The organism is Rhizobium arsenicireducens (assembly GCF_964021225.1).
Map to the genome: position 1 here is coordinate 721692 of NZ_CAXHYK020000001.1, position 23280 is coordinate 744971.

Below are 23280 nucleotides of genomic sequence, written 5' to 3' on the forward strand. Positions count from 1 at the left end.
CGTTCAGTCCCTGCGCCGGTGCAGAGTAAGCCCGGCGACGACATCCTGGGCCGAGATCGTCCCGATGATCGCTCCGTTGTCAACCACGCCGATTGTCCCTGGCTGGCGCGTCAGCGCGTCCAGGATTTCGACGAGCGGCGTCTCGGCCTTGGCTGTGCCGGCGACGGTTCCTTCTGAGGCGGTGCTAGCGATGCCGTGATGCATCACGTCGCGGGCCGTCAACATGTTGATCGGGTTCATGTTCTGTACGAACTCGGCGACGTACTGGTCGGCCGGGTTGCGGACGATTTCCTGTGGTGTCCCGCACTGGATGATCCGCCCGCTCTCCATGATGGCGATGCGGTTGCCGATGCGGAAGGCCTCGTCGAGATCGTGGCTGACGAAGAGGATGGTCTTCTTGAGGCGCGACTGCAACTCGAGGAGCTCGTCCTGCAAGTGGGTGCGGATCAGCGGATCGAGCGCCGAAAACGGCTCGTCCATCAGCAGGATCGGTGCGCCGGTGGCGAAGGCGCGGGCGAGTCCGACGCGCTGCTGCATGCCGCCCGAAAGCTCGTTGACCTTGCGGTCCGCCCAGCCAGCGAGATTGATCAGTTCCAGTTGTTCCTCGATTCGCCGTTTGCGTTCGGCTTCCGGGACACCCGCCAGTTCGAGTCCGAAGCCGATATTCTCGGCGACCGTACGCCAGGGGAGAAGCGCGAACTGCTGGAACACCATGGAGACGGTGCGCATGCGAAGATCGCGCAACGCCTTCGCACCCGCGGTATAGGGATTGACGGGGCCGGATTGCGAATTGACCGTCACGGTTCCGCGAACCACGGGGGCCAGGCCGTTTACGGCGCGCAGAAGCGTCGACTTTCCCGATCCGGAAAGACCCATCAGTACGAGGATCTCGCCTTCCTTGACGGTCAGCGTGGCGTCGGCCACGCCGAGCACCAGGCCGGTTGCCTTGCCGATTTCGTCGCGGCTCATGCCCGCATCGAGCAAAGGAAGCGCCTTTTCCGGCTGGTTACCGAACACGATGTCGATCTGCTCGAAGATCACGGCGTTGCTCATATCTTGTCTCCCTCGTCCGTGGTCCGGAACATCCGGTCCAGGATGATCGCGAGGATGACGATGCAAAGGCCGGCTTCGAAGCCCTTTGCTATGTTCACCGTGTTGAGCGCCCGTACCACAGGTACACCGAGGCCGCTTGCGCCGACCAGGGCCGCGATGACGACCATGGACAGCGACAGCATGATGGTCTGGGTAAGGCCCGCCATGATCTGTGGCATGGCGAAGGGCAGTTCGACCTTGCGCAGCACCTGCGTCGGCGTCGCGCCGAAGGCCACCGCCGCCTCGACCAGAGCGGGTGGCGTCGAGATGATGCCGAGGCGCGTCAGGCGGATGGGCGCCGGGATGGCGAAGATGACCGTGGCGATCAGTCCCGGAACCATGCCGAGGCCGAACAGGATCAGGGCAGGAATGAGGTAAACGAAGGTCGGGATGGTCTGCATCAGGTCGAGCACAGGCCGCATGGCGGAATAGACCCAGGGACGGCGGGCGGCGGCGATACCGAGCGGTACGCCGAACGCCATGCTGACGGCGGTCGAGGCCAGCACCAGAGCCAACGTCTCCGTCGTCTCCTTGAAGTAGCCCTGGTTTACGATCAGCAGCAAGCCGGCGGCGGTGAAGGCCGCGATCGCGACGGAGCGGCGCAGCAGGTAGGCGATCACGGTGATCGCCAGAATGACGACGAATGGGTGCGGGGCCTGCAAGACGAACAGCATGGCCTTGATGATCTGCGAGATGATGAAGGCAAGCTGATCGAAGAACCACTCGCCGTTCGTCGTCAGCCAGTCGACGAAGGTCTTCGACTGTCTGCCAAGCGCGATCTTGCCATCTGGCTCAAACAGCCAGGGGACATTATGCGCCAGCCACAGGCGAGACGTTTCGAACCATGGACCGATCGACGCTGTGACGAACGGGAAGGAGTTCTCGGAAAACACGTAAAGCGGCCCCCGCCGTTGATGTCAGCCTAGGAAAGAGGGCGGGGTGCCAAAGCACCCCGCCAACGCTTAGTTATATCAGAGGCCGAGTGCGGACTTCACCGCTGCAAGGCCATCGCCGCCATCCTTGGTGGTGACGCCCGCAAGCCACGGCTCGACAGTTGCGCCATTGGCCTTGATCCACTCCGTTGCAGCCACTTCGGGTTCCTGAGCATCGTTCAGGATCTTGGCCATGATTTCGTTTTCCATGGCGAGCGAGAACTTGAGGTTTTTCAGAAGCGCTCCGACATTCGGGCATTCTTGGGTGTAGCCGGCCCGGACATTGGTATAGACGGTCGCGCCGCCGAAATCGGGGCCGAAGACGTCATCGCCGCCGGAAAGATAGGTCAATTTGAAATTCGCGTTCATCGGATGGGGCTCCCAGCCGAGGAACACGATCGGCTTGCCGTCCTTTTCTGCACGGGCTACCTGGGCAAGCATGCCCTGCTCGGACAATTCAACAACGTCGAAGCCTTTCAGTCCGAAGGTGTCCTTGTCGACCATGTCAATGATCAGGCGGTTGCCGTCATTGCCCGGCTCGATGCCGTATACCTTGCCTTCCAGTGCATCCTTGTGGGTTGCGATGTCCTTGAAGTCCTTGATGCCGAGTTCGGCGCCCTTGGCATTCGTCGCCAGGGTGTACTTTGCGCCTTCGAGGTTTTCACGGACCGTTTCGACCGACTTGTCTTCACGGTAGGGCGCAATGTCGGCCTCCATGGTCGGCATCCAGTTGCCGAGGAAAACGTCGATATCTTTGTTCTTCAGCGAAGTGTAGGTCACCGGCACGGAGAGGACGGTCACGGTGGTGTCGTAACCGAGCGACTTGAGGATGACTGAAGCGGTCGCAGTAGTTGCGGTGATGTCGGTCCAGCCGACATCGGAAAAGCGTACGGTGGAGCAGCTCTCGGCTTCGGCCGCCATGGCGGGGGCGGTACTAAGCGCCAGCATGGCGGCGGCTCCGGCAATCGCAAGGCGAGGAAAATTGTTCATGGTCATTGAGGCACTCCCATTTTTTTTAATGTTCCCAAGTCAACAATCTAAACACCACAAAAGCAAGCACGCGTGCGCATTTGCGCCCTATTCCGGTTCCTGTTTGCGACGCGCAACCCTCTCCAGATCAATTCTTAAGTCGAGGTTGACCCGGCGGAACCCGTGATAAGACTGAGGTGGCGTGACACTTTCCTGAGGCGCGGCATTGCGTCCTGTGGAAATTGGCGCATGGTTGGTCTAGAGTGTTTAGCAGAGGAGCCGCATTCGCGTGGCGCGCTACGACTTTCAAAGGGAGAGTTCATGAAAATTCGCTGTCTGATCCTGGCCGCTTCGCTGGCAATTCCCGCGGGCGCGGCCCTTGCCGACGGTGACGCCGTCGCCGGTGCGAAGGTGTTCAAGCAATGCCAGGCCTGCCACTCGGCCACCGATGACAAGAACAAGGTTGGCCCCACGTTGATGGGCGTCATCGATCGTCCGGTCGCCACCGTCGAAGGCTTCAAGTATTCGAAGGCCATGCAGGAGTTCGGCGCGGACGGCAAGGTCTGGTCCGAGGAACTGCTGGAGGAATATCTTCCCAAGCCGCGCGATCTGGTCAAGGGGACCACGATGACTTATGCCGGGCTGAAGAAGGAGGATGATATCAAGAATGTCATCGCCTACCTGAAGGATCCGACCGCCGTCAAGTAAGCAGGCACGTCCATCGACTTTCCAATTACGGGCAGTGGCGCGCAAGCGTCCGCTGCCCGTTTTTGTTTGCCCGCACTTGCGGGCGCAGCGTCAGCCTCCATATCTGGCCTGTAAATTTCTTTCCGCCGTGCGCCGCGGCAGTTCTAATATCATTGATTTGTTATAAGGTTGCGGTGACATGCCGCTTGGGCCGGGCAAGATCCGGCGACAGTTCAGGGAGACGATCGCATGGCCTCGCTACAGTCCTTCGACAGCGAAATCGAGAAAACCCGCACCATCGTCAACGAAGTCAGGGGCAAGATGGAGCAGTCGAGCGTCGTGCTCGACCAGTTCGCCAAGGCCGATACCAAAATCGGCGACGTCAATTTCGACATCGAGAATGCGCGCATCGAGGATGTGATCAAGCAGCAGAAGGTGATGGAGGCGAATATCGCCGACCTGATCATCGGGCTCGAAGATGCGACCAACGTGTTCGGCGCCGAATTCGAGAGCATGAAGAGCTATTCGGGCTACGAGAAGTTCATCGGCATATTCTCCAAGCAGAGGGCGCAGCGCATGCGCACCGAGCGGGTGCGCAACATGTCGCTCGCCGGCAACCTGCAGGAACTGCTGGCGAAGTCTGACAGCATTGTCGGCATCCTGAAGGAACAGCGCAGCGTGCTCGACCAGCGCTACAAGAGCTCGGAAGCGAGCCTGATCCAGGTGATCGAGCGGCGCAAGATGACGATCGCCAACCTGGAGACGACGCAGAAGCGCATCGAGGAACTGAACCCGATGCTGCTCGACATCGAGAACAGGATTGCCGCCTCGACCGACCAGTCGGCGCGTACCGAACTGGAAGGCGAACGCTCGAAGCTGGCGACCGAATACAATCAGGCGCAGGCGAAGGAACAGGAACTGCTGGCCGAGAGCCAGACGCTTGAGCGCTATACCTCGATGTTCCAAACTTTCGTCGACAGCCTCAACAATCAGATCGCGGCGCAGAACACGCTGATCAACAAGCTGACCATCGATACGGAGCAGCGCATCGTGCTCTACAAGGCGCTGGAAAACTCGCTGAAGACGGCCGCCCAGCAGGACGTGGCACACAAGATCAACACGCTCGGCAGCCAGGTGGACACGGCCGCGGAAGAGACCATGGCCGGCGTGGGCGCTGCCGCCCAGAAGCATATCGGCGACCTCCTGGAGCTGCACGAGAAGAACATGCTGGCGACCCAGGACATCCAGCGCCGCAAGAAGCTGGCCGACGAAGCCTTCGCGCGACGCTTCCAGGCGGTTCTCGACAAGCATAATGCGGCCAATTACGTGAAGTCGTGATGGTCACCTCAACCGCCACCAATCACACCGTCGGGGCGCTCTCGTCATGCTGAACGCTGTCGATGGGCCGGTCGCTCAGTATTTCAACGCCATCCGCGCTGCGCTCGGCGGACTGGAGACCTATCTTTCCGATCCGGATCTCGCGCTGTTGGGAAGCGGGTTCGCCGGTCAGTTGCTGCAGCCCTACGTCGAGCGGCTGAAGAATTCCTTTGCTTGTTGGGAGAACCGCATCGGCTTTACCGAGCAGTTCCGCATCTCCCGTGCCGAGAGCGGCTTTCCCGTGTTCCAGAATGTGCTGGAGCTCGAAAACGATCGGCTGACTGCCGAAAAGCGGCTCGCCAATCTGCCGGACGCTCAGGCGATCCGGGCCGAGATGGGCGATTTCATTCTGCGCACGAAGGCCTTTCCGGGCGCGCTGCAGTCTCAGATGGCCGAGCGCATCTATCTCGAACAGATCGGCAAGGGCGACATCTTCTCGCCCTATGTGCTGCCCGAGACGGTGCGCGTGACGGTCAGCGAGAAATCAGGCCGTCCCTATTACGTGGTAACCTGGGCAGTTTTCGACGGCTCGAGCACGCTGCCGATGATCTATGTCGCGGGCCTCGAGGATTCCTCTGACAACGTTCGGGAGCTGTTGGTCGGCAAGGATGGCAAGCTCAATCCGGATGTCGATGTCCCGCTGCCGGTCGGCGGCCTGCTCAATCCGCAGCTCGCCGCGCAGTTTGACGATTTTGCCGGCAAAAACGGCGCCTATTCGCTGACGCCGGCGACGATCGCGACCAACATGGACAAGGATTTCCCGACGCTGCATCCCAAGCAGTTGAGGCGCATCGTGCTCGGGCCGTTCTATACGGCAGGGATCACCGAGAACAATGCGCGGATCAACGAGATCCTGTCGCGGGTGAGGAAGTCCGAGAATGCCTGGCTTTTGACCTGGACCATGCAGGAGGTGTTCTCCAAGGCCGAGAGGCCGGCGCAGAAGGGCTTCTTTTCCTCGACACCTGCGAGCCAGGAATTCCACATCGAAACCAACGACCTTGAGGCCGCCCGCATGGGTGTCTCGGCCTACGAAAAGCATGCGCTGGTGCCGCACGACGCTTATCAGGCGCTCTATGCCTCGGGCGAGGCCAATGCGATCTTCGGCAATTACAAGGTCCATGTCATTTCCGGGAACAATGTCGTCAGCGAGGTCTGAGAGATGAGTAACGGGTTGAACGCTGGCCTCACCACTATTCGTGAAGACGAGATCGCCAAGCATCTGGCCGTGGCGCAGGCGCTGGTGACGCGGTTCGTGGCGCTCGATCCGGGCGAGGGGGCGTCGGGGACGGCGCTGGCCGGCACCGGGCGGCGTTTCGTCTCGACGGTTTCGACCGGCGGTGTCAGACGCACCCGCGAGGTGGAGCTTGCCAAGACCATCCAGTCGTCAGGCAGCAGCGATCCGCTTTTGTCGCCGACGCAGCATGGCGTGCTCTACCGGGTCAGGCGTGGCATTCAGGTGGCGCTGGCGATCGGCGAGGTCTTTGGCCGGCAGACCGATCTGGAGCAATTGCAGGCGCGCAACGTCACTGCCCCCTTGCAGGGCGAGGAGGCGAGCCGGTTCAAGGGCCTTCTGTCGGCTTCGGCCTATGTCGCCGCCTTTTCACTCGCTGCATATCTGCTGTCGACACTTGCCGGGGAGGGTGAGCCCGTCAACGACACGCCGGAGCCGGACTTCCTGTTCGACACGCCGCAGGATGCGCTGAAGAGCATGGTGGCGGGGCTTGATGGAGTTCTCAAGGGCGCTGCCGACGACGCGACGCTCGGGCAGCGGGCGCGGGCCTTTGCGCGTACGGCGATCGATGGGCTTCTCAGCCGCAAGGGCCGCTTCACCGGGCTTGCCTCCTTTGAAAACACGCATATCCGCATCGATCAGGACGATTTCACCCTAGATGGTTTCGACGTGGCGCCCGGACGCCGGCGCAAACCGCTGGTTATGACATTCAAGAAGCCGGAGGAGATCGTCGGCAACCACATCGCCAAGTTCCAGGCGATGAAGTTGGCCAAGATGCTGATGGCCTACGACTTCGACCGGCAGATGAACCCCTTCGTCGAGCTTGGCGGCTTTCTCTTCACCTTCATCGGCGATGGCCTGCCCGGGACCGGCAAGACGATCCTGATCCAGATGCTCGCCGGCCTGGTGAACGACTATTGCCAGGTTGCCGGTTATGCCTTCCACTACGAGAACCTCGGCGTCGACCAGATCTCCTCCTACCAGGGCAAGTCTGGACAGAATGCCAAGGCTTTCGTCGACAATGTGGTCAATCCACGGGTCATCGGCTTCGGCACGATCGACGACGTCGACCAGGTGACGGCCAAGCGCTCCGACGACCGGGCATCCGCCGGGCAGCATGAGGTGACTGCAGTTCTGATGGAGGCCTTTGCTGGGGCGTCGACAGTGGTGCGCGGCAATTGCACCTTCGGGATGTTTTCCAACTATCCGGAGAATGTCGATGACGCGTTGAGGCAGCGTGCCGGCGCCCGCTGGCTGGTCGACGGGCCGCAGACGGAAGAGGACTATATCGACATCTTCGCGCTGCTGATCGGCAAGAACCACACGATCCCGCTCGGCGATCACCAGTTGTTTGCCAACCAGGAGATCAAGCGGGCGGTCGGCGTTTCCTATGAAAAGCACGGACGGCCGGAAGAGGAGGGCCTCGTTGCGGTCTGGGAGCGGTTCGAGAAGGAACGCGGCCGGATCGAAACGCTCGCCGACATCGGCGCCTATCTGCACGCGATCAAGCTTTCCGAGCCGCGGTTCACTGGCAGAGCGATCAAGAACATCACCGATGCCGTGAAAATGCGGGTGATGGACGTGGAGCTTCCGGACGACTGGTTTGCAACGCCCGAGGCCTTCATGCACAAGGGCTACGACGAGAAGAAGGCGATGATCGCGGAACTGCGCGGCCCGATCTCGATGGAGATGATCCTGCAGGAGATCAATCGCTATGCCGACAGCGAATTCCGCTATGCCGACAAGTCGGACGAGGCGGCCGTCACCGAGATCATCCGCCGCGAACGGCAGAGGGAACGGGCGATCGGCGAGATCGAGGCGATGAAGCGTGAGGGCAGGTGGTCGGCATGAACCGTCTTCTCGAAGCCGAACTGATCTACGGCCGGCTGCTCGCAGTCACCGAGCCGCATCTCGTGGCGCGCTATAACAAGGCGCTTTCGGGCTTCGGGTTGAAGCCGACGGCGCTTGCCGAATTCGACATCGACATGACCGGCTTTTCACCGCAGATTGCCGCCGAGCTGGGTGACAAGGATTATCTGGATCCAAACCGCGTGAACCGACGTTTCGTCATCCTGACGCCGGAGCAGGAGAGTCTGCCGGTCGTTCACACGAGTTTTTCCAACACCGCCGGCCTGATGCACGAGTTTTACACTGCCAATGCGCGGGCGATCAACGCGGTGACGATCAAGGACGCGCTCTACGGCGAGATCGAGGATTCGGTCGCGACGGTCGAGAGCCTGGAAGACCTGCTGTCGATCAACGAGGTGCAGTTCAAGGTGCTCTCGGCCGAGGATCTGCTGGGCAAGGCGGCCGAGCTTCGCCGGCTGTCCGACCGTTTGCAGAGCGATCCCGATGCCTGGCGTGACGACGCGCTTCTCAATCGCATGGTCGAGCTTGCCAAGCTGACCGGCGACATCCGCCAGAACGTGCTGGTGCCCGACAAGCTGGTGTTCCGCCACGATGCCTTCTGGGCCAATCATTTCGGCGGCACCTATGTCTTCGTCGACGACAAGATCACCACGGTGATCTGCGATCCGTCGGCACCGGGCTTCCGCCGCTCGCGGCCCTGGCAGGTCAGCTATATCTCGATCAAGGACCCGGCGCAGATCTTCGATTTCCTCGCCAAGACGGGTCGGGTCGAGTTGCCACGGGCAAGCTGGGTCGAAAGTTCAGGGCTTCTCGCCCACCGCGCCGAGACGGCGGCGCTCGGTGTCGCCTACGCGGCCGATCCGACGATGGATTTCTCCAAGGTCGACGCCGTGTGGCTGCAGACCTTCATCCACCGCAATGCCGAGCGCGTGGCGCGCGAGGGGACCTATCCGTTCCTGCAGGAGATGATCCGGGCGATCGGTGTTTCCGGCAGCATCCGCATTGAGGATGTCGAGGCAGCCCGACGTTTCCTGCTGGTCAGGGCAAGGCCCGACCATCCCGACCAGTGGCTTGTCAATCGCCTGATTTCGCAAATGACTCCGATGGACTTCGTATCGCGGTTCATTTTCGACAAGCAGGGCTTTTATGATGCTTACGAAGAGTTTAGCGATGGCTTCCGGGAATTCGTTGTATCCCGCCTGTCGCAGACTTACCTGAAAGACAAGGCGGGTTTCCGCAAACGCCTCTACGGCATAGGAGAAGACGACAATGCTTGATCCGGTCATCGCGTTCTTCCAACGCGTCTTCGCCGCCATCGGCCGCGGCATCGGAATGGTGGTGGCTGCGATCTTCTGGCCGTTCCTGGCGGCGCACAGCTGGTATCAGCGGCGCAACTGGCTGATCAAGATCCCGGTTCTGCTGTTCGTACTCGTGATGATCGGGTTCTACGGCCAGTTCATCTGGCGCACCCAGGTCTGGTATGGCTTCGATCCGGAATTCGTCCAGACCTACAACTTCCAGGCTCGCCAGACCGCGGCCGGCCAGCAGGATGCCGCCAAGCCGGGCTCCTGCCAGAATTCCGCGATCGTGACCGTGGTCGCCGACCTTACAGATACGAACGTCAACCAGAATATCTGGATCTCTTCGTCGCTGATCTACAAGCTCGGCCTTTTCGGCGTGGATTGGGACCATACGCCGTTCTTCGACAACAAGGCCTCGTTCCAGCGCGGCGTCAACCAGGTTGCGCGTCGTCTGGCGATCGAGCTTGCCGACAACCTCGGCCGCGTGCGCGGCACATCCGGCATCAACAGCGACCTGCAAAATGCCCGTGGGAATATTCAATTCGACGAGGGCACCTGGTACTTCGGCACCGATCCGCTCGGCTTCAAGACGCCGACGCCGAACTATTACCGCTCGGCCGTCGATAGCTGGCGCAAGTTCAACACCTCGCTTGAGACCTGCGCCGCGGTTTTTGATGCGCGCGCCGACAATCTCGTGCAATTGCTCGACCGCATGGCGAGCGACCTCGGCAATACGTCCGATATCCTTCGCCGGCGCTCGGAAGAATTCAATGCCGGCTGGTTCGATACGCGCGCCGACGACCGCTTCTGGTTCGCCTATGGTCAACTCTATGCGCAATATGCGCTGCTACAGGCAACCAAGGCTGACTTTGTCAACGTGATCCGCGAGCGCAACCTCACGGCCATCTGGACCGAGATGGAAAAGCAATTGCAGAGTGCACTGCGCATCCAGCCGGCGATCATCTCCAACGGGTCTGAAGACGGCTGGATCATGCCAACCCATCTGGCGACCATGGGTTTCTATATTCTCAGGGTGCGCTCGAACATGGTGGAACTGCGCTCGGTGCTCGACCGTTAGCGCGATGGCCGGCCCGCCTTTGGCGGGTCGGTTTCAAACCGTTTGTTCGTTGACTTAGAAGCGCGCTCGGTCAAGGCGTCGCTTGGGCCGCATTGGAACGCCATAAGGTCAAACCTCGTGGAGAGCAGGAGGCAAGATAGACCCTCTTCCCCCCGAGCGCCGAATTGCCCGCAGTTCCCGGAAATCAGTTGATCAGCTTCAGCCGTATTGCCTTGGCAACCAATTGCGTCCTGTTCACGCAGTCCAGCTTCTTGATCGCATTGGTCATGTAGGCGTTGACCGTGTGATCCGACAGCGAGAGGATACGGCCGATCTCGATCGAAGTCTTGCCTTGGGCCGTCCAGCGCAACACTTCGAGTTCGCGGGCAGACAGGATGTTCGGTGCGGCGGTTTCCGCGCGCCGCATCCGGTCGTAGACGTCGAAGGCGTGCAGCGAGATCATGCCCAGTTCATTCAACTCGATCTGGTGCAGCGGCTCGCGCCGTCCGTCGTAGCGCAGGAGATAGCGCCCGCCATCGACCGAATTCATCGGGAAGATCATGCCCATCAGCAGGCCGAAGCGGCTCATCAACTCGTGCATCTTGTCCGGGCATTCGAAGCTCGACGAGAGCCCGTTGTCGCCGAGGTGCCAGGTCTGGGGCAGTATCGAATTCTTGAATTTCGGCAGGATGGGGCAATGGCGCAGGAACTGGTTCTTGTCGAATTCGCGGGAAAACTGCTGGGGAAGCGTGCTCTCCAGCACCAGTGGCATGATCGCCAGATCGTTCGGTGTCGGGGCAACCATGATCGTCACGTGATCGAGGCAGAATTCGCCGACGATCCGTTCCATGATGCTCATCAACTGAACACGTGTCTGGCTGCTCGCTATTTCACCGCTCAGCAGTGATTGGCGTTCTGCGGTAATCATGCGTCAATTCAAACGTTGAGAGGTGTATGTTATGGTTAACGAAGGCATTCGTCGCCCCGAAAAGCCAGTGCTTTTTTAACTGGGTTCGGGGTAAAGTCCACGTACAAAATAGAAAAATCGGGAGCCTTGGTAAACAAAGGTTGGGTTCCCAGCCTGATCGGGCACTAGACCGGCAGCGCAGATCCCGTCTTCACCTCCTCCATTACGGCATAAGTGTGCGTTTCGCGTACGCCGGGAAGTGAAAGGATGACCTCAGAGAGGAACTGGCGATAGGCTTCCATTCCGGCGACCCGGGCCTTGACCAGATAATCGAAACCGCCCGCCACCATGTGGCACTCCATCACGTCGTCCGAGCGCTTGACTGCTGCCGCGAAGGCGTCGAAAACATCGGGCGTCGTTCGGTCGAGCTTGACCTCGATGAAAACCAGCAGGTTGCGCCCGAGCTTTTCCGGCGACAGAATGGCCATGTAACCGGTGATGATACCGTCGCGCGTCAGCCGGCGAACCCGCTCGGCGGTCGCCGTTGGCGAGAGGCTCACCCGCTCGGCGAGCTCGATATTGGTGAGCCGGCCCTCTTTCTGCAGTGTTCGGAGGATCTTCCGGTCGAGCTTGTCCAGTTCTTTCATTCTTCGCTATCCTCTGGCGATTTTATGGTTGTTTTCGCGGATTATACCGTAAAAATCCGCGATTAAAATCACCAATGTGTGGATACGTTGCCGATATCACGGAGGTAACGATGAGCAAGAGCGCCATGCCCGAATTCCCGCTTTTTTCCGCCCCCTATGCCGGCGATGACGACGAGTTAATGGGCGCGTTTGCGGCCAGTCTGTCGCTCAGCGCGCAGCAGAATGCCGCGATCGACGCGCGCGCCACGCGTTTCATCGAGGCGATCCGCAACAATTCCGGCTCGATCGGCGGCGTCGAGGACTTTCTTCGGGAATACGGCCTGTCGACCCGTGAAGGCCTGGCGCTGATGGTTCTCGCCGAAGCGCTGCTGCGCGTGCCCGATGCGTTGACCCAGGATCGACTGATCGAGGACAAGCTGAAAGAGGGCGGGTGGAGCGAGCACGAGGCGCATGGCGACAGCTGGTTTGTGTCGGCCTCTGCCTGGGCGCTCGGCCTCTCTGCCCGCGTCATCCGTCCCGGCGAGACGCCTGAGGGCGTGATGCGCGGTCTGGTCAAGCGGCTCGGCCTGCCGACCGTGCGCTCGGCCACCAAGCAGGCCATGCGTTTCCTCGGCCATCACTTCGTGCTCGGCGAAACGATGAAGGATGCCCTCGGTCGCGCCGCCAAGAGCGAAGAGAAGGGCTATCGCCATTCCTTTGACATGCTGGGCGAGGGCGCCCGCACGGCGGAAGACGCCAAGCGCTATTTCAAATCCTATGCCGATTCGATCGACTCGATCGGCGCCTTCATGGCCAAGCACGGCAAGGGCAGCCAGCTGCCGGACCGCATGGGCATTTCGGTAAAGCTCTCGGCGCTGCATCCGCGCTATCTCGCCACCCATCATGAGCGGGTGATGCGCGAACTGGTGCCGGATCTCCTGAAGCTCGCCCAGATGGCCAAGGCGCACCAGCTGAACTTCACCGTCGACGCCGAGGAGGCCGACCGGCTCGAACTCTCGCTCGACGTCATCGGCGCCGTGTTCTCCGATCCGTCGCTGGCCGGCTGGGACGGTTTTGGTCTCGCCATCCAGGCCTACCAGAAGCGCGCGCCGCAGGTGATCGACTATATCGACGAACTGTGCCGACGGAACGGCCGGCGCATGATGGTGCGCCTTGTCAAGGGCGCCTATTGGGATACCGAGGTGAAGCGGGCGCAGGAACGCGGCCTTAACGACTATCCGGTCTGGACCCGCAAGCCGGCGACCGATCTCGCCTATCTCGCCTGCGCCGCGAAGATGCTGGCCAAGCGCGAACGGATCTTCCCGCAGTTCGCCACCCATAATGCGCTGACGGTGGCGATGATCCTGGAACTGGCCGGCGCCGATCGCACCGGCTTCGAGTTCCAGCGCCTGCACGGCATGGGCGAGGCGCTCTACAACAACCTGCTGTCGGGCAATGAGCGGATCGCCTGCCGCATCTATGCGCCGGTCGGCGGCTATCGCGACCTGCTCGCCTATCTCGTCCGTCGCCTGCTGGAAAACGGTGCGAACTCGTCCTTCGTCGCGGTTGCCGGCGACAAGAACGTGCCGATCGCCAACCTGCTGGAGCGGCCGGTCGAACGGCTGGGCATCGACAAGGGCAAGAGCGTGCGCCACAACCAGATCCCCATGCCGCTCGGGCTCTACCCGGATCGCAAGAATAGCGCCGGATTCGAATTCGGCCACCGCGAGAGCCTGCAAGGGCTGATGGCATCGCTTTCGCGCCAGACGGCCAAGGTCGATGCCGGTCCGCTGGTGCCCGGCGCCACAGGCCAGGCGGAGGCCGTGCCGGTCCTGTCGCCGGCGGATCGCAGCCGCGTTGTCGGCTCGGTGCGCAATGCCGCCGTGGCCGATGTCGATCGCGCCTTTATCGCGGGCCGCAAGGGTTTTGCCGTGTGGTCGAAGACACCGGTCGAGGAGCGCGCCGCCTGCCTCGAGAAGGCGGCCGATCTGCTCGAGGCCAATCGCGACCGGCTGCTGGCCCTGCTTTCGGCCGAAGCCGGCAAGACGCTGGACGACGGCATTGCCGAAATTCGCGAGGCGGTCGATTTCTGCCGCTATTATGCCGTCCAGGCGCGAAAACTGTTCGGCGAGGCCGAGGCCATGCCGGGCCCGACCGGCGAGAGCAACCGGCTCCTGTGGCGCGGCCGCGGCGTCTTTGCCTGCATCTCGCCGTGGAATTTTCCGCTGGCGATCTTCCTCGGTCAGGTCTCGGCAGCGCTCGTCGTCGGCAATGCCGTCGTCGCCAAGCCGGCGCCGCAGACGCCGCTGATCGCCTTTGAGGCGGTCAGGCTGATGCATGAGGCCGGTGTTCCGGCCGATGTGCTGATGCTTCTGCCGGGTGGTCCGGAGATCGGCGCCGCCATTTCCGCCCATCCGCAGCTTGGCGGCCTTGCCTTTACCGGCTCGACCGGAACGGCGCAGGCGATCAACCGCACGCTTGCCGCCAAGAACGGCCCGATCGTGCCGCTGATCGCCGAGACCGGCGGCATCAACGCGATGATCGTCGATGCGACCGCGCTTGCCGAACAGGTGGCCGACGACGTCGTCATGTCGGCCTTCCGCTCGGCCGGCCAGCGCTGCTCAGCGCTCAGGATCCTCTATCTGCAGGAAGACATTGCCGACGGCATGCTGGAGATGATCGAGGGGGCGGCCCGTGAGCTCAATCTCGGCGACCCGGCGCTGACCACGACCGATGTCGGGCCGGTGATCGACGAGAAGCAGAAGGCGATGCTGGAAGGCCATGTGGCCGAGATGCGCAAGGGCCAGAAGATCCGCTATGCCGGATCGGTGCCGAATACCGGCAATTTCTTCGCGCCGCATATCATCGAGCTCGACCGGCCCGAGGCGCTGACGAAGGAAGTGTTCGGTCCGGTGCTGCATGTGGTGCGGTGGAAGGCGAAGGATTTGGCCAAGGTGATCGAATCGATCAATGCCACCGGCTATGGCCTGACGCTCGGGGTGCACAGCCGCATCGAGGCGACCATCCGCACCGTCACCGAGGCGCTCGACACCGGCAATGTCTACATCAACCGCAACATGATCGGCGCGGTCGTCGGCACCCAGCCGTTCGGCGGGTCGGGCCTGTCGGGCACCGGTTTCAAGGCCGGCGGTCCGGCCTATCTGATGCGCTTTGCAGTGGAACAGGTGATCTCGGTCAATACGGCCGCCGCCGGCGGCAATGCCAGCCTGATCGCCATCGGCGAGGGCTGATCCGCAGAAGCGCGACGGGAGGCGAAAGCCTCTCGTCCGTTCATCTCTTGTCGTCCAGCGGCGCCGTCGGCCCAGGAGGCCGCATTCATTTCCTTTTTCGTCGCCGTCGGATAAATCGGAGGCCAGCGTGGTCTCGCCTTGAAGGCGGTTCTGCGGTTTATTGGTACGGCAGCGGCTTGAAGAGCCGAAGCGGGGCAAGGGGAGTTTGTAGTCCATGGGTGAATTCAAGTCCGATATCGAGATCGCTCGTGCGGCGACCAAGAAGCCGATCCAGGACATCGGCGCAAAACTCGGTATTCCCGTCGAACAGCTCGTGCCCTACGGCCACGAGAAGGCGAAGGTGTCCGCCGAATTCATCCGCTCTCTGGACGGGCGCCCCGAGGGCAAGCTGATCCTGGTGACGGCGATCAATCCGACGCCGGCGGGTGAGGGCAAGACGACGACGACCGTCGGCCTGGTCGACGGGCTGAACCGCATCGGCAAAAAGGCCATGGTCTGCATCCGAGAACCCTCGCTTGGGCCGTGTTTCGGCGTCAAGGGCGGGGCGGCCGGCGGCGGCCATGCGCAGGTCGTGCCGATGGAAGACATCAACCTGCACTTCACCGGCGATTTCCATGCCATCACCTCGGCCCACAACCTGCTCGCGGCCATGGTCGACAACCACATCTACTGGGGCAATGCGCTCGACATCGATGTGCGCCGCATCACCTGGCGGCGGGCGATGGACATGAACGACCGGGCGCTTCGCCAGATGGTCGGTTCGCTGGGCGGTGTCGCCAACGGGTTCCCGCGGGAATGCGGCTTCGACATCACGGTGGCCTCGGAAGTCATGGCGATCCTCTGTCTCGCCGCGGATCTTGCAGACCTGGAACGGCGGCTCGGCGACATCATCGTCGGCTACCGGCGCGACAAGAGCCCGGTCTTTGCCCGCGACCTCAAGGCCGACGGGGCGATGACCGTGCTTCTGAAGGACGCGATGCAGCCCAACCTGGTGCAGACGCTGGAGAACAACCCGGCCTTCGTGCATGGCGGGCCGTTCGCCAATATCGCCCATGGCTGCAATTCGGTAATCGCCACGAAGACGGCGCTGAAGCTCGCCGACTATGTCGTGACGGAAGCCGGTTTCGGTGCTGATCTCGGGGCGGAAAAGTTCTTCGACATCAAGTGCCGCAAGGCGGGGCTTGAACCCGCCGCGGCGGTGATCGTCGCGACGGTCCGGGCGTTGAAGATGAACGGCGGGGTGAAGAAGGACGATCTCGGTTCCGAGAATGTCGAGGCGCTGACGCGCGGCTGCGCCAATCTCGGCCGCCACATCGCCAATGTCCGTCGCTTCGGCGTGCCGGTCATCGTCGCGATCAACCATTTCACCTCTGATACGGACGCCGAAGTGGCGGCGGTGAAGGAGTATGTCTCGCGGCTTGGGGGCGATGCGATCGTCTGCCGCCACTGGGCCGACGGTTCGGCGGGCATCGAGGAACTGGCGCAGCGGGTGGCGGAGCTGGCCGATTCCGGCCAGGCCGCGTTCAAGTCGCTCTATCCCGACGCCATGCCATTGATGGAGAAGATCGAGACAGTGGCGTCGAAGATCTATCATGCCGCCGAGGTGACGGCCGCGAAGACGGTGCGTGACCAGCTTGTGGCCTGGGAGGCGCAAGGCTACGGCCACCTGCCGGTCTGCATCGCCAAGACGCAGTACTCCTTCTCGACCGATCCAGCCTTGCGCGGTGCGCCGGAGGGGCATGTCGTCAATGTGCGGGAAGTTCGTCTGTCGGCGGGCGCGGGCTTTGTCGTGGCGATCACCGGCGAGATCATGACCATGCCGGGCTTGCCGAGTTCGCCGGCCGCCGAGCGCATCGCCCTCAACGCGCAGGGTTTTGTCGAAGGGCTGTTCTAGGCGTTTCAGCCATTTCTCCCGGTCCGTCCGGCAAAACCGATGTGGGTTTTCGGCATGCGCGCAGCTGCGCGATAAAACATGATTAACAAAATCATGTTTTATATGTTGACTCGAACAATCATGTTTTATAGATGGCATTGAGAGGGCAGTTGCAGCCCTTTGCCACGTTCTAGACACACATTGATCCGGCCGGCCGTCGCGGATGCACATCCGCGGCTGTGGAACTTTTGCGGCCACGGAAAAGGGAATTTTATGGGCTCGCATCCTTTCAGAGCAATCCTCATGACCTGCACCGCGCTCGCCGGGTTTATCCCGGCCTCGAGCGCCTTTTCGCAGAGCGCCACGGCCCAGCCGGCCGGCGAAACGCAGCTCCAGACCATCCTGGTCAAGGGCAAGCGCATCCCGGCGGGCTCGGCGGCGGACACGCCGCTTGCCACAGAGACCACGGCGGCCGAGATCGAGAAGAAGCAGATCACCAGCATCGACGACCTCGGCAACACCACCGAGCCGGGCGTCTCGACCGGTCTTGCCGGCGCGGGCGTGAACATTCGTGGGCTCGAGGCCGACCGTGTGCTGACGACGATCGACGGCATTCCGATCCCTTATCTCGTCAACGACGCCCGCCAGGCCGGCGCCACCTCGCTCGGCTCCTCAACGCGGGCCGACGGCGGCATCGACACCTTCGACTTCTCCACGCTCTCGACCGTCGACATCATGCGCGGCGCCGATTCGAGCCGGGCCGGTTCGGGCGCGCTGGGCGGCGCCATGATCCTGCGCACGCTGGAGCCGGAGGACCTGATCGCCGAGGGCGCCACCTTCGGCGGCATGGCCAAGACCACCTATGACAGCACCGACAACTCGCTCGGCGGATCGGTCGCCATCGCGAAAAAGGTCGAGAACACCTCGATCCTCTTCCAGGGCGGCTACAAGGCCGGCCACGAACGCGACAACCAGGGTTCGGTCGGCGGAACGGGGGCCACCCGCTCGGAGGCCAATCCGGCCGATTTCGACCAGCACAACCTGCTGTTCAAGCTGCGCCAGGATTTCGGCGCCGGCCACATGATCGGCCTGACGGCGGAGCGCTTCCGCAAGGACATCGCCACCGACCTCAAGACCGAGGAGAGTGCGGCCCGCAACTATTCCGAACTCGACGGCGACGAGCTGAAGCAGCGCGACCGCGTCTCGATTGACTATCGGTATGATGCACCGGATCTGACGGGGCCGATCGACAAGGCGGACCTGACGATCTACTGGCAGCGAGTGGAGACCAGCTCGGCCGTAGACGGCACGCGCGTCGGCTCGCTTGCCGGCCCGTGGTACCGCTCGAACGACATGGACGAGCAGTCGATCGGCGTCGTCGGATCAGTCGCCAACCAGTATGACTTCGGCACGACGCGCCATGACGTGACGATCGGCGGCAATTTCTCCTTCTCGCAATACGGCCAGTACACGGCCGGCAGGGACGTCTGCGACACGGCGGCGGTTCCGCCCTATTCGTGCTCGTTCCACCACACCAACCAGTCCGACATGCCGGATGTCGACGCGTTGCGCGTCGGGCTGTTCGTCGACGACAAGATCTCGTTCGGTGAGAGCGGCTTCAGCCTGACGCCCGGCATCCGCTTTGACTGGTTCGATTACCAGCCGCAGAAGACTGACGACTATCTCGCCAATAGCGGCTATGCGACCGGCGGCCTGCCGGACGACCGCAGCGATTTCCAGTTCTCGCCGAAGCTGCGCGCGGCCTATGAAGTCAATCCCAAGGTCGAGCTGTTCGCCCAGTGGGCCATGGGCTTCAAGGCGCCGAACGTGTCGGAGCTCTATCTCAGCTATTCGACGCCGCCGATGTACGAGGTGATCGGCAATCCCGATCTCGAATCCGAGACCAGCAACGGCTTCGAGATCGGCGCCAATCTCGGCGATGCGGAGTTCGGTGGCCGGGTGACGGCCTTCTACAACAAGTACAGGAACTTCATCGACAGCGTGACGAGCTATACCAATCCGAGCTTTCCCTGGGGGTCGACAACTTATGAGAACCTCGACCGGGTGCGGATCTTCGGCTTTGAGGCGCGGGCGCACAAGGCATTCGACAACGGCTTCAACGTCCATGCCTCCTTCGCCTATGCCAATGGCGAGGACGAGGAAACCGGCGAACTACTGGACAGCGTGCCGCCGTTCAAGGGCATTGTCGGGGTCGGCTATCAGACCGAGACCTGGGGAACGGACCTGAGCTTCATCGGTGTCGCGGCCGTGGACAAGGACTCGACCGCGTCGTTCCAGCCGGACGGCTATGGTCTCGTCAATCTCACCGGCTGGTGGGAACCGGAAGAGATGAAGGGCCTGCGGCTGACCGCCGGCGTCTACAACCTGTTCGACCGGGAATATTACGACGCGGTCAAATGGCGCGACATCGACCTGACCTCGAGCGCCTCGCAGCCGAAGGACTATTATTCCGAACCCGGCCGCACCTTCAAGGTTTCCATCACGCAGACATTTTAACGGACTGACTTTCAGCAGCAATGACGGGGTGGCGCGGACAGGGCGCCACCTCTTTTCGTTTTCGCCAGCCTGTCTCCGTCACCGGCAGAAGCGGTAGTCGCCTTTGCGCTCGATGACGTCGAGATGCAGGTGGTCCTTGTGTGCCTCGTCGCTGCCGGGGGAGAGCACGGTGGCGAAGTAGAGGCAGGCCGCGGCGTTGAGGCTGCGCTGGAAGGCGGCGGGGAAGGTGCCGTCGTCCTGCGCGGCGATCGCCATGGGCACGATGCCTTTGTCGAATTCGAGCGCGGCGATGTCGACCGCATTGCCGTGGGCGTGTTCGGAGATCTTGCCGGTCGTTGCATTGTTGCGGTTGCGGCAGATATAGGCCGAGGCCTGGTGGATCGCCTTCAGTTCGCCCTTGTCGGCAAGCGCGATGCGGGCGGTGGGGATGATCGTCTCGCGCGTCAAACGCGCCAGCTGCAGCGCCGTCTCGCAACGGAAGGTCGCCTCGGGCGCCAGCGTGATGCCGGGCAGGATTTCGCGGACGGTGATCGGATGGCTCATGCCGCAACCTTCGCCGTCGTCGATTGGGGCTGCGGCTTCGAACACGGCGCCGAGCGTCTCCAGTTCGGCCCGGCAGGCGGCGAATTGCTCCGGGTCTTCCGGCTCGACGCGGATGGCCGCCGGCGCTGCGGGTTGCAGGCCTGGGACGGGTGGCAGACCCCGGGCAGGCGGCGGCGGGCCCGTCGGCGGGGGCGAGGGCGAAGGGGCATCCGTTGGCTTCTCTGCCGGAACGACGTCTTCGGCGGGGACAGGGGTTTGCGTGGGGGCGGGTGTGGCTTCCCCACCCGTAGCGGGTTTTTCGGCCGGGGCTGGAACGGCGGGTCGGTCGGCCGGCGACGGCGGTTTCTCGGTCGGAACCGGGCCGGTGGGCGGCAGGGCCGCGCCGGTGAGGAGGCAGAGGCCGATCAGGATGACTGCAAACCGCTTCGTCATTCGGCCGCCTTTCGGTTGGATGGGGACGCTGCAACAACGCCCCGAGCGGAGAATGGTTGCGCCGATTTGCGGAACCGCCGGCGGATTGCCGAGGGCCGGTGGCTGGAAAATAGCACGCCTGCGGAAAATCCCGTTGCACCAAAAAGCGCCCCACGCTATGAAATCTCTCATGATCAAGTCGATGAACAACGGTAACTGGTGGTGGGCTCGCTAACGCGGCCTTGACCAGTCATGTCCAACGACAAGTGACCCCAAAGCCGCCCGGAGAACCTGAGGCGGCTTTTTTGTATTTGAGGCGCCTCGATCCGGGCCTTGAGAGACGGAGAAACGCAAGCATGGCGACGATCATTCGGGACGACGGCGGAGAGACCTACGAGACGCGGGGCGGGATCACCGTCACGCGCGAGAGGCGGCCGACGCCCTATGCCGATGCCATTTCGAGCTATATCGACCGGCTCGACGAACGGCGCGGCGCGGTGTTCTCCTCCAACTACGAATATCCGGGCCGCTATACGCGCTGGGACACCGCCATCATCGATCCGCCGCTCGGGCTTTCCTGCTTCGGCCGCAAGGTTTGGATCGAGGCCTATAACGAGCGCGGCGAAGTGCTTCTTTCGCTGATCGCCGACACGCTTTCGACCGTCGCCGACCTGACGCTCGGCGCCCGCACGGCGCGGCGCCTCGACCTCGTCGTCAACGAGCCGGACCGGGTGTTCACCGAAGAGGAACGCTCGAAGATCCCGACGGTCTTCACTGTCTTGCGCGCGATCACCGATCTCTTCCATTCGGATGCGGATTCCTCGATCGGCCTGTTCGGCGCCTTCGGCTATGATCTCGCCTTCCAGTTCGACGCGATCAAGCTGTCGCTCGCGCGGCCGGAAGACCAGCGCGACATGGTGCTGTTCCTGCCCGACGAGATCCTCGTCGTCGACCACTATTCGGCCAAGGCCTGGATCGACCGCTACGACTTCGCCAAGGGCGGGCTTTCCACCAAGGACAAGTCGGGCGAGATCGCGCCGGAACCGTTCAAGCACACCGATACGATCCCGCCGCGTGGCGACCATCGCCCGGGCGAATATGCCGAGCTGGTGGTGAAGGCCAAGGAGAGCTTCCGCCGGGGCGACCTGTTCGAGGTGGTGCCGGGGCAGAAGTTCATGGAACGCTGCGATAGCAAGCCGTCGGAGATTTCCAAGCGGCTGAAGGAAATCAATCCGTCGCCCTATTCCTTCTTCATCAATCTCGGACACCAGGAATATCTGGTCGGCGCCTCGCCGGAAATGTTCGTGCGCGTCTCGGGCCGGCGCATCGAGACCTGCCCGATCTCGGGTACGATCAAGCGCGGCGACGATCCGATCGCCGATAGCGAGCAGATCCTCAAGCTGTTGAATTCCAAGAAGGACGAGAGCGAGCTCACCATGTGCTCGGACGTCGACCGTAACGACAAGAGCCGCGTTTGCGAGCCGGGCTCGGTCAAGGTCATCGGCCGCCGGCAGATCGAGATGTATTCGCGCCTGATCCACACTGTCGACCACATCGAGGGGCGGCTGCGCGACGGCATGGACGCCTTCGACGGCTTCCTCAGCCATGCCTGGGCCGTTACCGTCACCGGTGCGCCGAAGCTCTGGGCCATGCGGTTCATCGAGGCGCATGAGAAGAGCCCGCGCGCCTGGTATGGCGGGGCGATCGGCATGGTCGGCTTCAACGGCGACATGAATACCGGGCTGACGCTGCGCACCGTGCGCATCAAGGACGGCATTGCCGAGGTGCGCGCCGGCGCGACGCTCCTGAACGACAGCGATCCGCACGAGGAAGAGGCCGAGACCGAACTCAAGGCCTCAGCGATGATCGCGGCGATCCGTGATGCCAAGACCGGAAACGACGGCAAGGCCAAGCGCGGCGTCGCCAAGGTCGGGCAGGGGGTCAAGATCCTGCTGGTCGACCACGAGGACAGTTTCGTCCACACGCTCGCCAACTATTTCCGCCAGACGGGCGCCGAGGTTTCGACCGTGCGCACGCCGGTGCCGGAAGAGGTATTCGACCGGATGGATCCGGACCTCGTCGTGCTGTCGCCCGGACCGGGCAGCCCGAAGGATTTCGACTGCAAGGCGACGATCAGACACGCCCGCGCCCGCAATCTGCCGATCTTCGGCGTCTGCCTCGGGCTGCAGGCGCTCGCCGAAGCCTATGGCGGGGAACTGCGCCAGTTGGCGGTGCCGATGCACGGCAAGCCGTCGCGCATCCGCGTGCTGGAACCCGGCCTCGTCTTCTCCGGTCTCGGCAAGGAAGTGACCGTCGGCCGCTACCACTCGATCTTCGCCGACCCGACCACGCTCGACCGTGATTTCATGATCACGGCGGAGAGCGAGGACGGCACGATCATGGGTATCGAGCACACCAAGGAGCCGGTCGCCGCCGTGCAGTTCCACCCGGAATCGATCATGACGCTCGGCCACGACGCTGGCATGCGGATGATCGAGAACGTCGTGGCGCATCTGGCGCGGCGGGCGAAGGAAAAGGCGGCGTAGACTTGTCGCGGCTTTGACAAGGCGGGTCAGTTCGTCCATATGAGCGATCAACAACCGTCCGCGCATCGAACGCGGGCGGTTTTGCGTTTTT

The 23280-nt window shown here is 62.5% G+C and carries 16 protein-coding genes; 10 read left to right on the plus strand and 6 right to left on the minus strand.

Annotated features, from left to right (window positions below):
- Nucleotides 1-3: 3 nt before the first annotated feature.
- The 3 genes from choV to ACWPVA_RS03445 form a co-directional block, all read right to left on the minus strand.
- Nucleotides 4-1053, minus strand: coding sequence for a choline ABC transporter ATP-binding protein (choV, locus tag ACWPVA_RS03435; protein ID WP_454286337.1), 1050 nt, complete (start codon nucleotides 1051-1053; stop codon nucleotides 4-6).
- Entirely contained in the window at nucleotides 1050-1892 is an 843-nt protein-coding gene (gene choW, locus ACWPVA_RS03440) for a choline ABC transporter permease subunit (RefSeq protein WP_454289518.1), read from the minus strand. The genes choV and choW overlap by 4 nt, the downstream gene beginning before the upstream one ends.
- A 171-nt stretch (nucleotides 1893-2063) precedes the next feature.
- Complete coding sequence (locus tag ACWPVA_RS03445) at nucleotides 2064-2972, minus strand: choline ABC transporter substrate-binding protein (RefSeq protein ID WP_454289519.1); 909 nt, start codon at nucleotides 2970-2972, stop codon at nucleotides 2064-2066.
- A gap of 342 nt (nucleotides 2973-3314) precedes the next feature.
- Between ACWPVA_RS03445 and ACWPVA_RS03450 the strand changes: the two genes are divergently transcribed.
- The 6 genes from ACWPVA_RS03450 to ACWPVA_RS03475 all read left to right on the plus strand — a co-directional run bounded on the left by ACWPVA_RS03450 (nucleotide 3315) and on the right by ACWPVA_RS03475 (nucleotide 10536).
- On the plus strand, nucleotides 3315-3701 hold the full coding sequence (locus tag ACWPVA_RS03450) for a c-type cytochrome (RefSeq protein WP_454286338.1): 387 nt from the start codon (nucleotides 3315-3317) through the stop codon (nucleotides 3699-3701).
- Between the two features lie 228 nt (nucleotides 3702-3929).
- Complete coding sequence (locus tag ACWPVA_RS03455) at nucleotides 3930-5018, plus strand: hypothetical protein (RefSeq protein ID WP_454286339.1); 1089 nt, start codon at nucleotides 3930-3932, stop codon at nucleotides 5016-5018.
- 46 nt (nucleotides 5019-5064) lie between these two features.
- Nucleotides 5065-6213, plus strand: coding sequence for a hypothetical protein (locus ACWPVA_RS03460; RefSeq protein ID WP_454286340.1), 1149 nt, complete (start codon nucleotides 5065-5067; stop codon nucleotides 6211-6213).
- A gap of 3 nt (nucleotides 6214-6216) precedes the next feature.
- Nucleotides 6217-8139, plus strand: coding sequence for an AAA family ATPase (locus ACWPVA_RS03465; protein ID WP_454286341.1), 1923 nt, complete (start codon nucleotides 6217-6219; stop codon nucleotides 8137-8139).
- A complete protein-coding gene (locus ACWPVA_RS03470) occupies nucleotides 8136-9434 on the plus strand; it encodes a DUF6638 family protein (RefSeq protein WP_454286342.1) in 1299 nt (432 codons plus the stop codon). Before ACWPVA_RS03465 ends, ACWPVA_RS03470 begins: the two co-directional genes overlap by 4 nt.
- Nucleotides 9427-10536 (plus strand): DUF2333 family protein, encoded by a 1110-nt coding sequence (locus ACWPVA_RS03475; protein ID WP_454286343.1) that lies wholly within the window; start codon nucleotides 9427-9429, stop codon nucleotides 10534-10536. Before ACWPVA_RS03470 ends, ACWPVA_RS03475 begins: the two co-directional genes overlap by 8 nt.
- A 184-nt stretch (nucleotides 10537-10720) precedes the next feature.
- Here the strand turns inward: ACWPVA_RS03475 and ACWPVA_RS03480 are convergent, their stop codons facing one another.
- Both ACWPVA_RS03480 and ACWPVA_RS03485 read right to left on the minus strand, forming a co-directional pair.
- Entirely contained in the window at nucleotides 10721-11443 is a 723-nt protein-coding gene (locus ACWPVA_RS03480; protein ID WP_454286344.1) for a LuxR C-terminal-related transcriptional regulator, read from the minus strand.
- A gap of 164 nt (nucleotides 11444-11607) precedes the next feature.
- Nucleotides 11608-12069, minus strand: coding sequence for an Lrp/AsnC ligand binding domain-containing protein (locus ACWPVA_RS03485; protein ID WP_454286345.1), 462 nt, complete (start codon nucleotides 12067-12069; stop codon nucleotides 11608-11610).
- 110 nt (nucleotides 12070-12179) lie between these two features.
- Between ACWPVA_RS03485 and putA the strand changes: the two genes are divergently transcribed.
- From putA to ACWPVA_RS03500, 3 genes are all read left to right on the plus strand, one after another.
- Nucleotides 12180-15299: a bifunctional proline dehydrogenase/L-glutamate gamma-semialdehyde dehydrogenase PutA gene (putA, locus tag ACWPVA_RS03490; protein ID WP_454286346.1), complete on the plus strand. Its 3120-nt coding sequence runs from the start codon at nucleotides 12180-12182 to the stop codon at nucleotides 15297-15299.
- A 214-nt stretch (nucleotides 15300-15513) separates the two neighbouring features.
- On the plus strand, nucleotides 15514-17193 hold the full coding sequence (locus ACWPVA_RS03495) for a formate--tetrahydrofolate ligase (RefSeq protein ID WP_454286347.1): 1680 nt from the start codon (nucleotides 15514-15516) through the stop codon (nucleotides 17191-17193).
- A gap of 282 nt (nucleotides 17194-17475) precedes the next feature.
- Nucleotides 17476-19689, plus strand: coding sequence for a TonB-dependent hemoglobin/transferrin/lactoferrin family receptor (locus ACWPVA_RS03500; protein WP_454286348.1), 2214 nt, complete (start codon nucleotides 17476-17478; stop codon nucleotides 19687-19689).
- 78 nt (nucleotides 19690-19767) lie between these two features.
- On the opposite strand, the gene ACWPVA_RS03505 is transcribed toward ACWPVA_RS03500, so the two are convergent.
- Complete coding sequence (locus ACWPVA_RS03505) at nucleotides 19768-20664, minus strand: extensin family protein (protein ID WP_454286349.1); 897 nt, start codon at nucleotides 20662-20664, stop codon at nucleotides 19768-19770.
- 335 nt (nucleotides 20665-20999) lie between these two features.
- Between ACWPVA_RS03505 and ACWPVA_RS03510 the strand changes: the two genes are divergently transcribed.
- The gene (locus ACWPVA_RS03510; RefSeq protein ID WP_454286350.1) at nucleotides 21000-23189 is read left to right on the plus strand and encodes an anthranilate synthase; all 2190 of its coding nucleotides are present in this window, start codon (nucleotides 21000-21002) and stop codon (nucleotides 23187-23189) included.
- Nucleotides 23190-23280 lie beyond the last annotated feature (91 nt).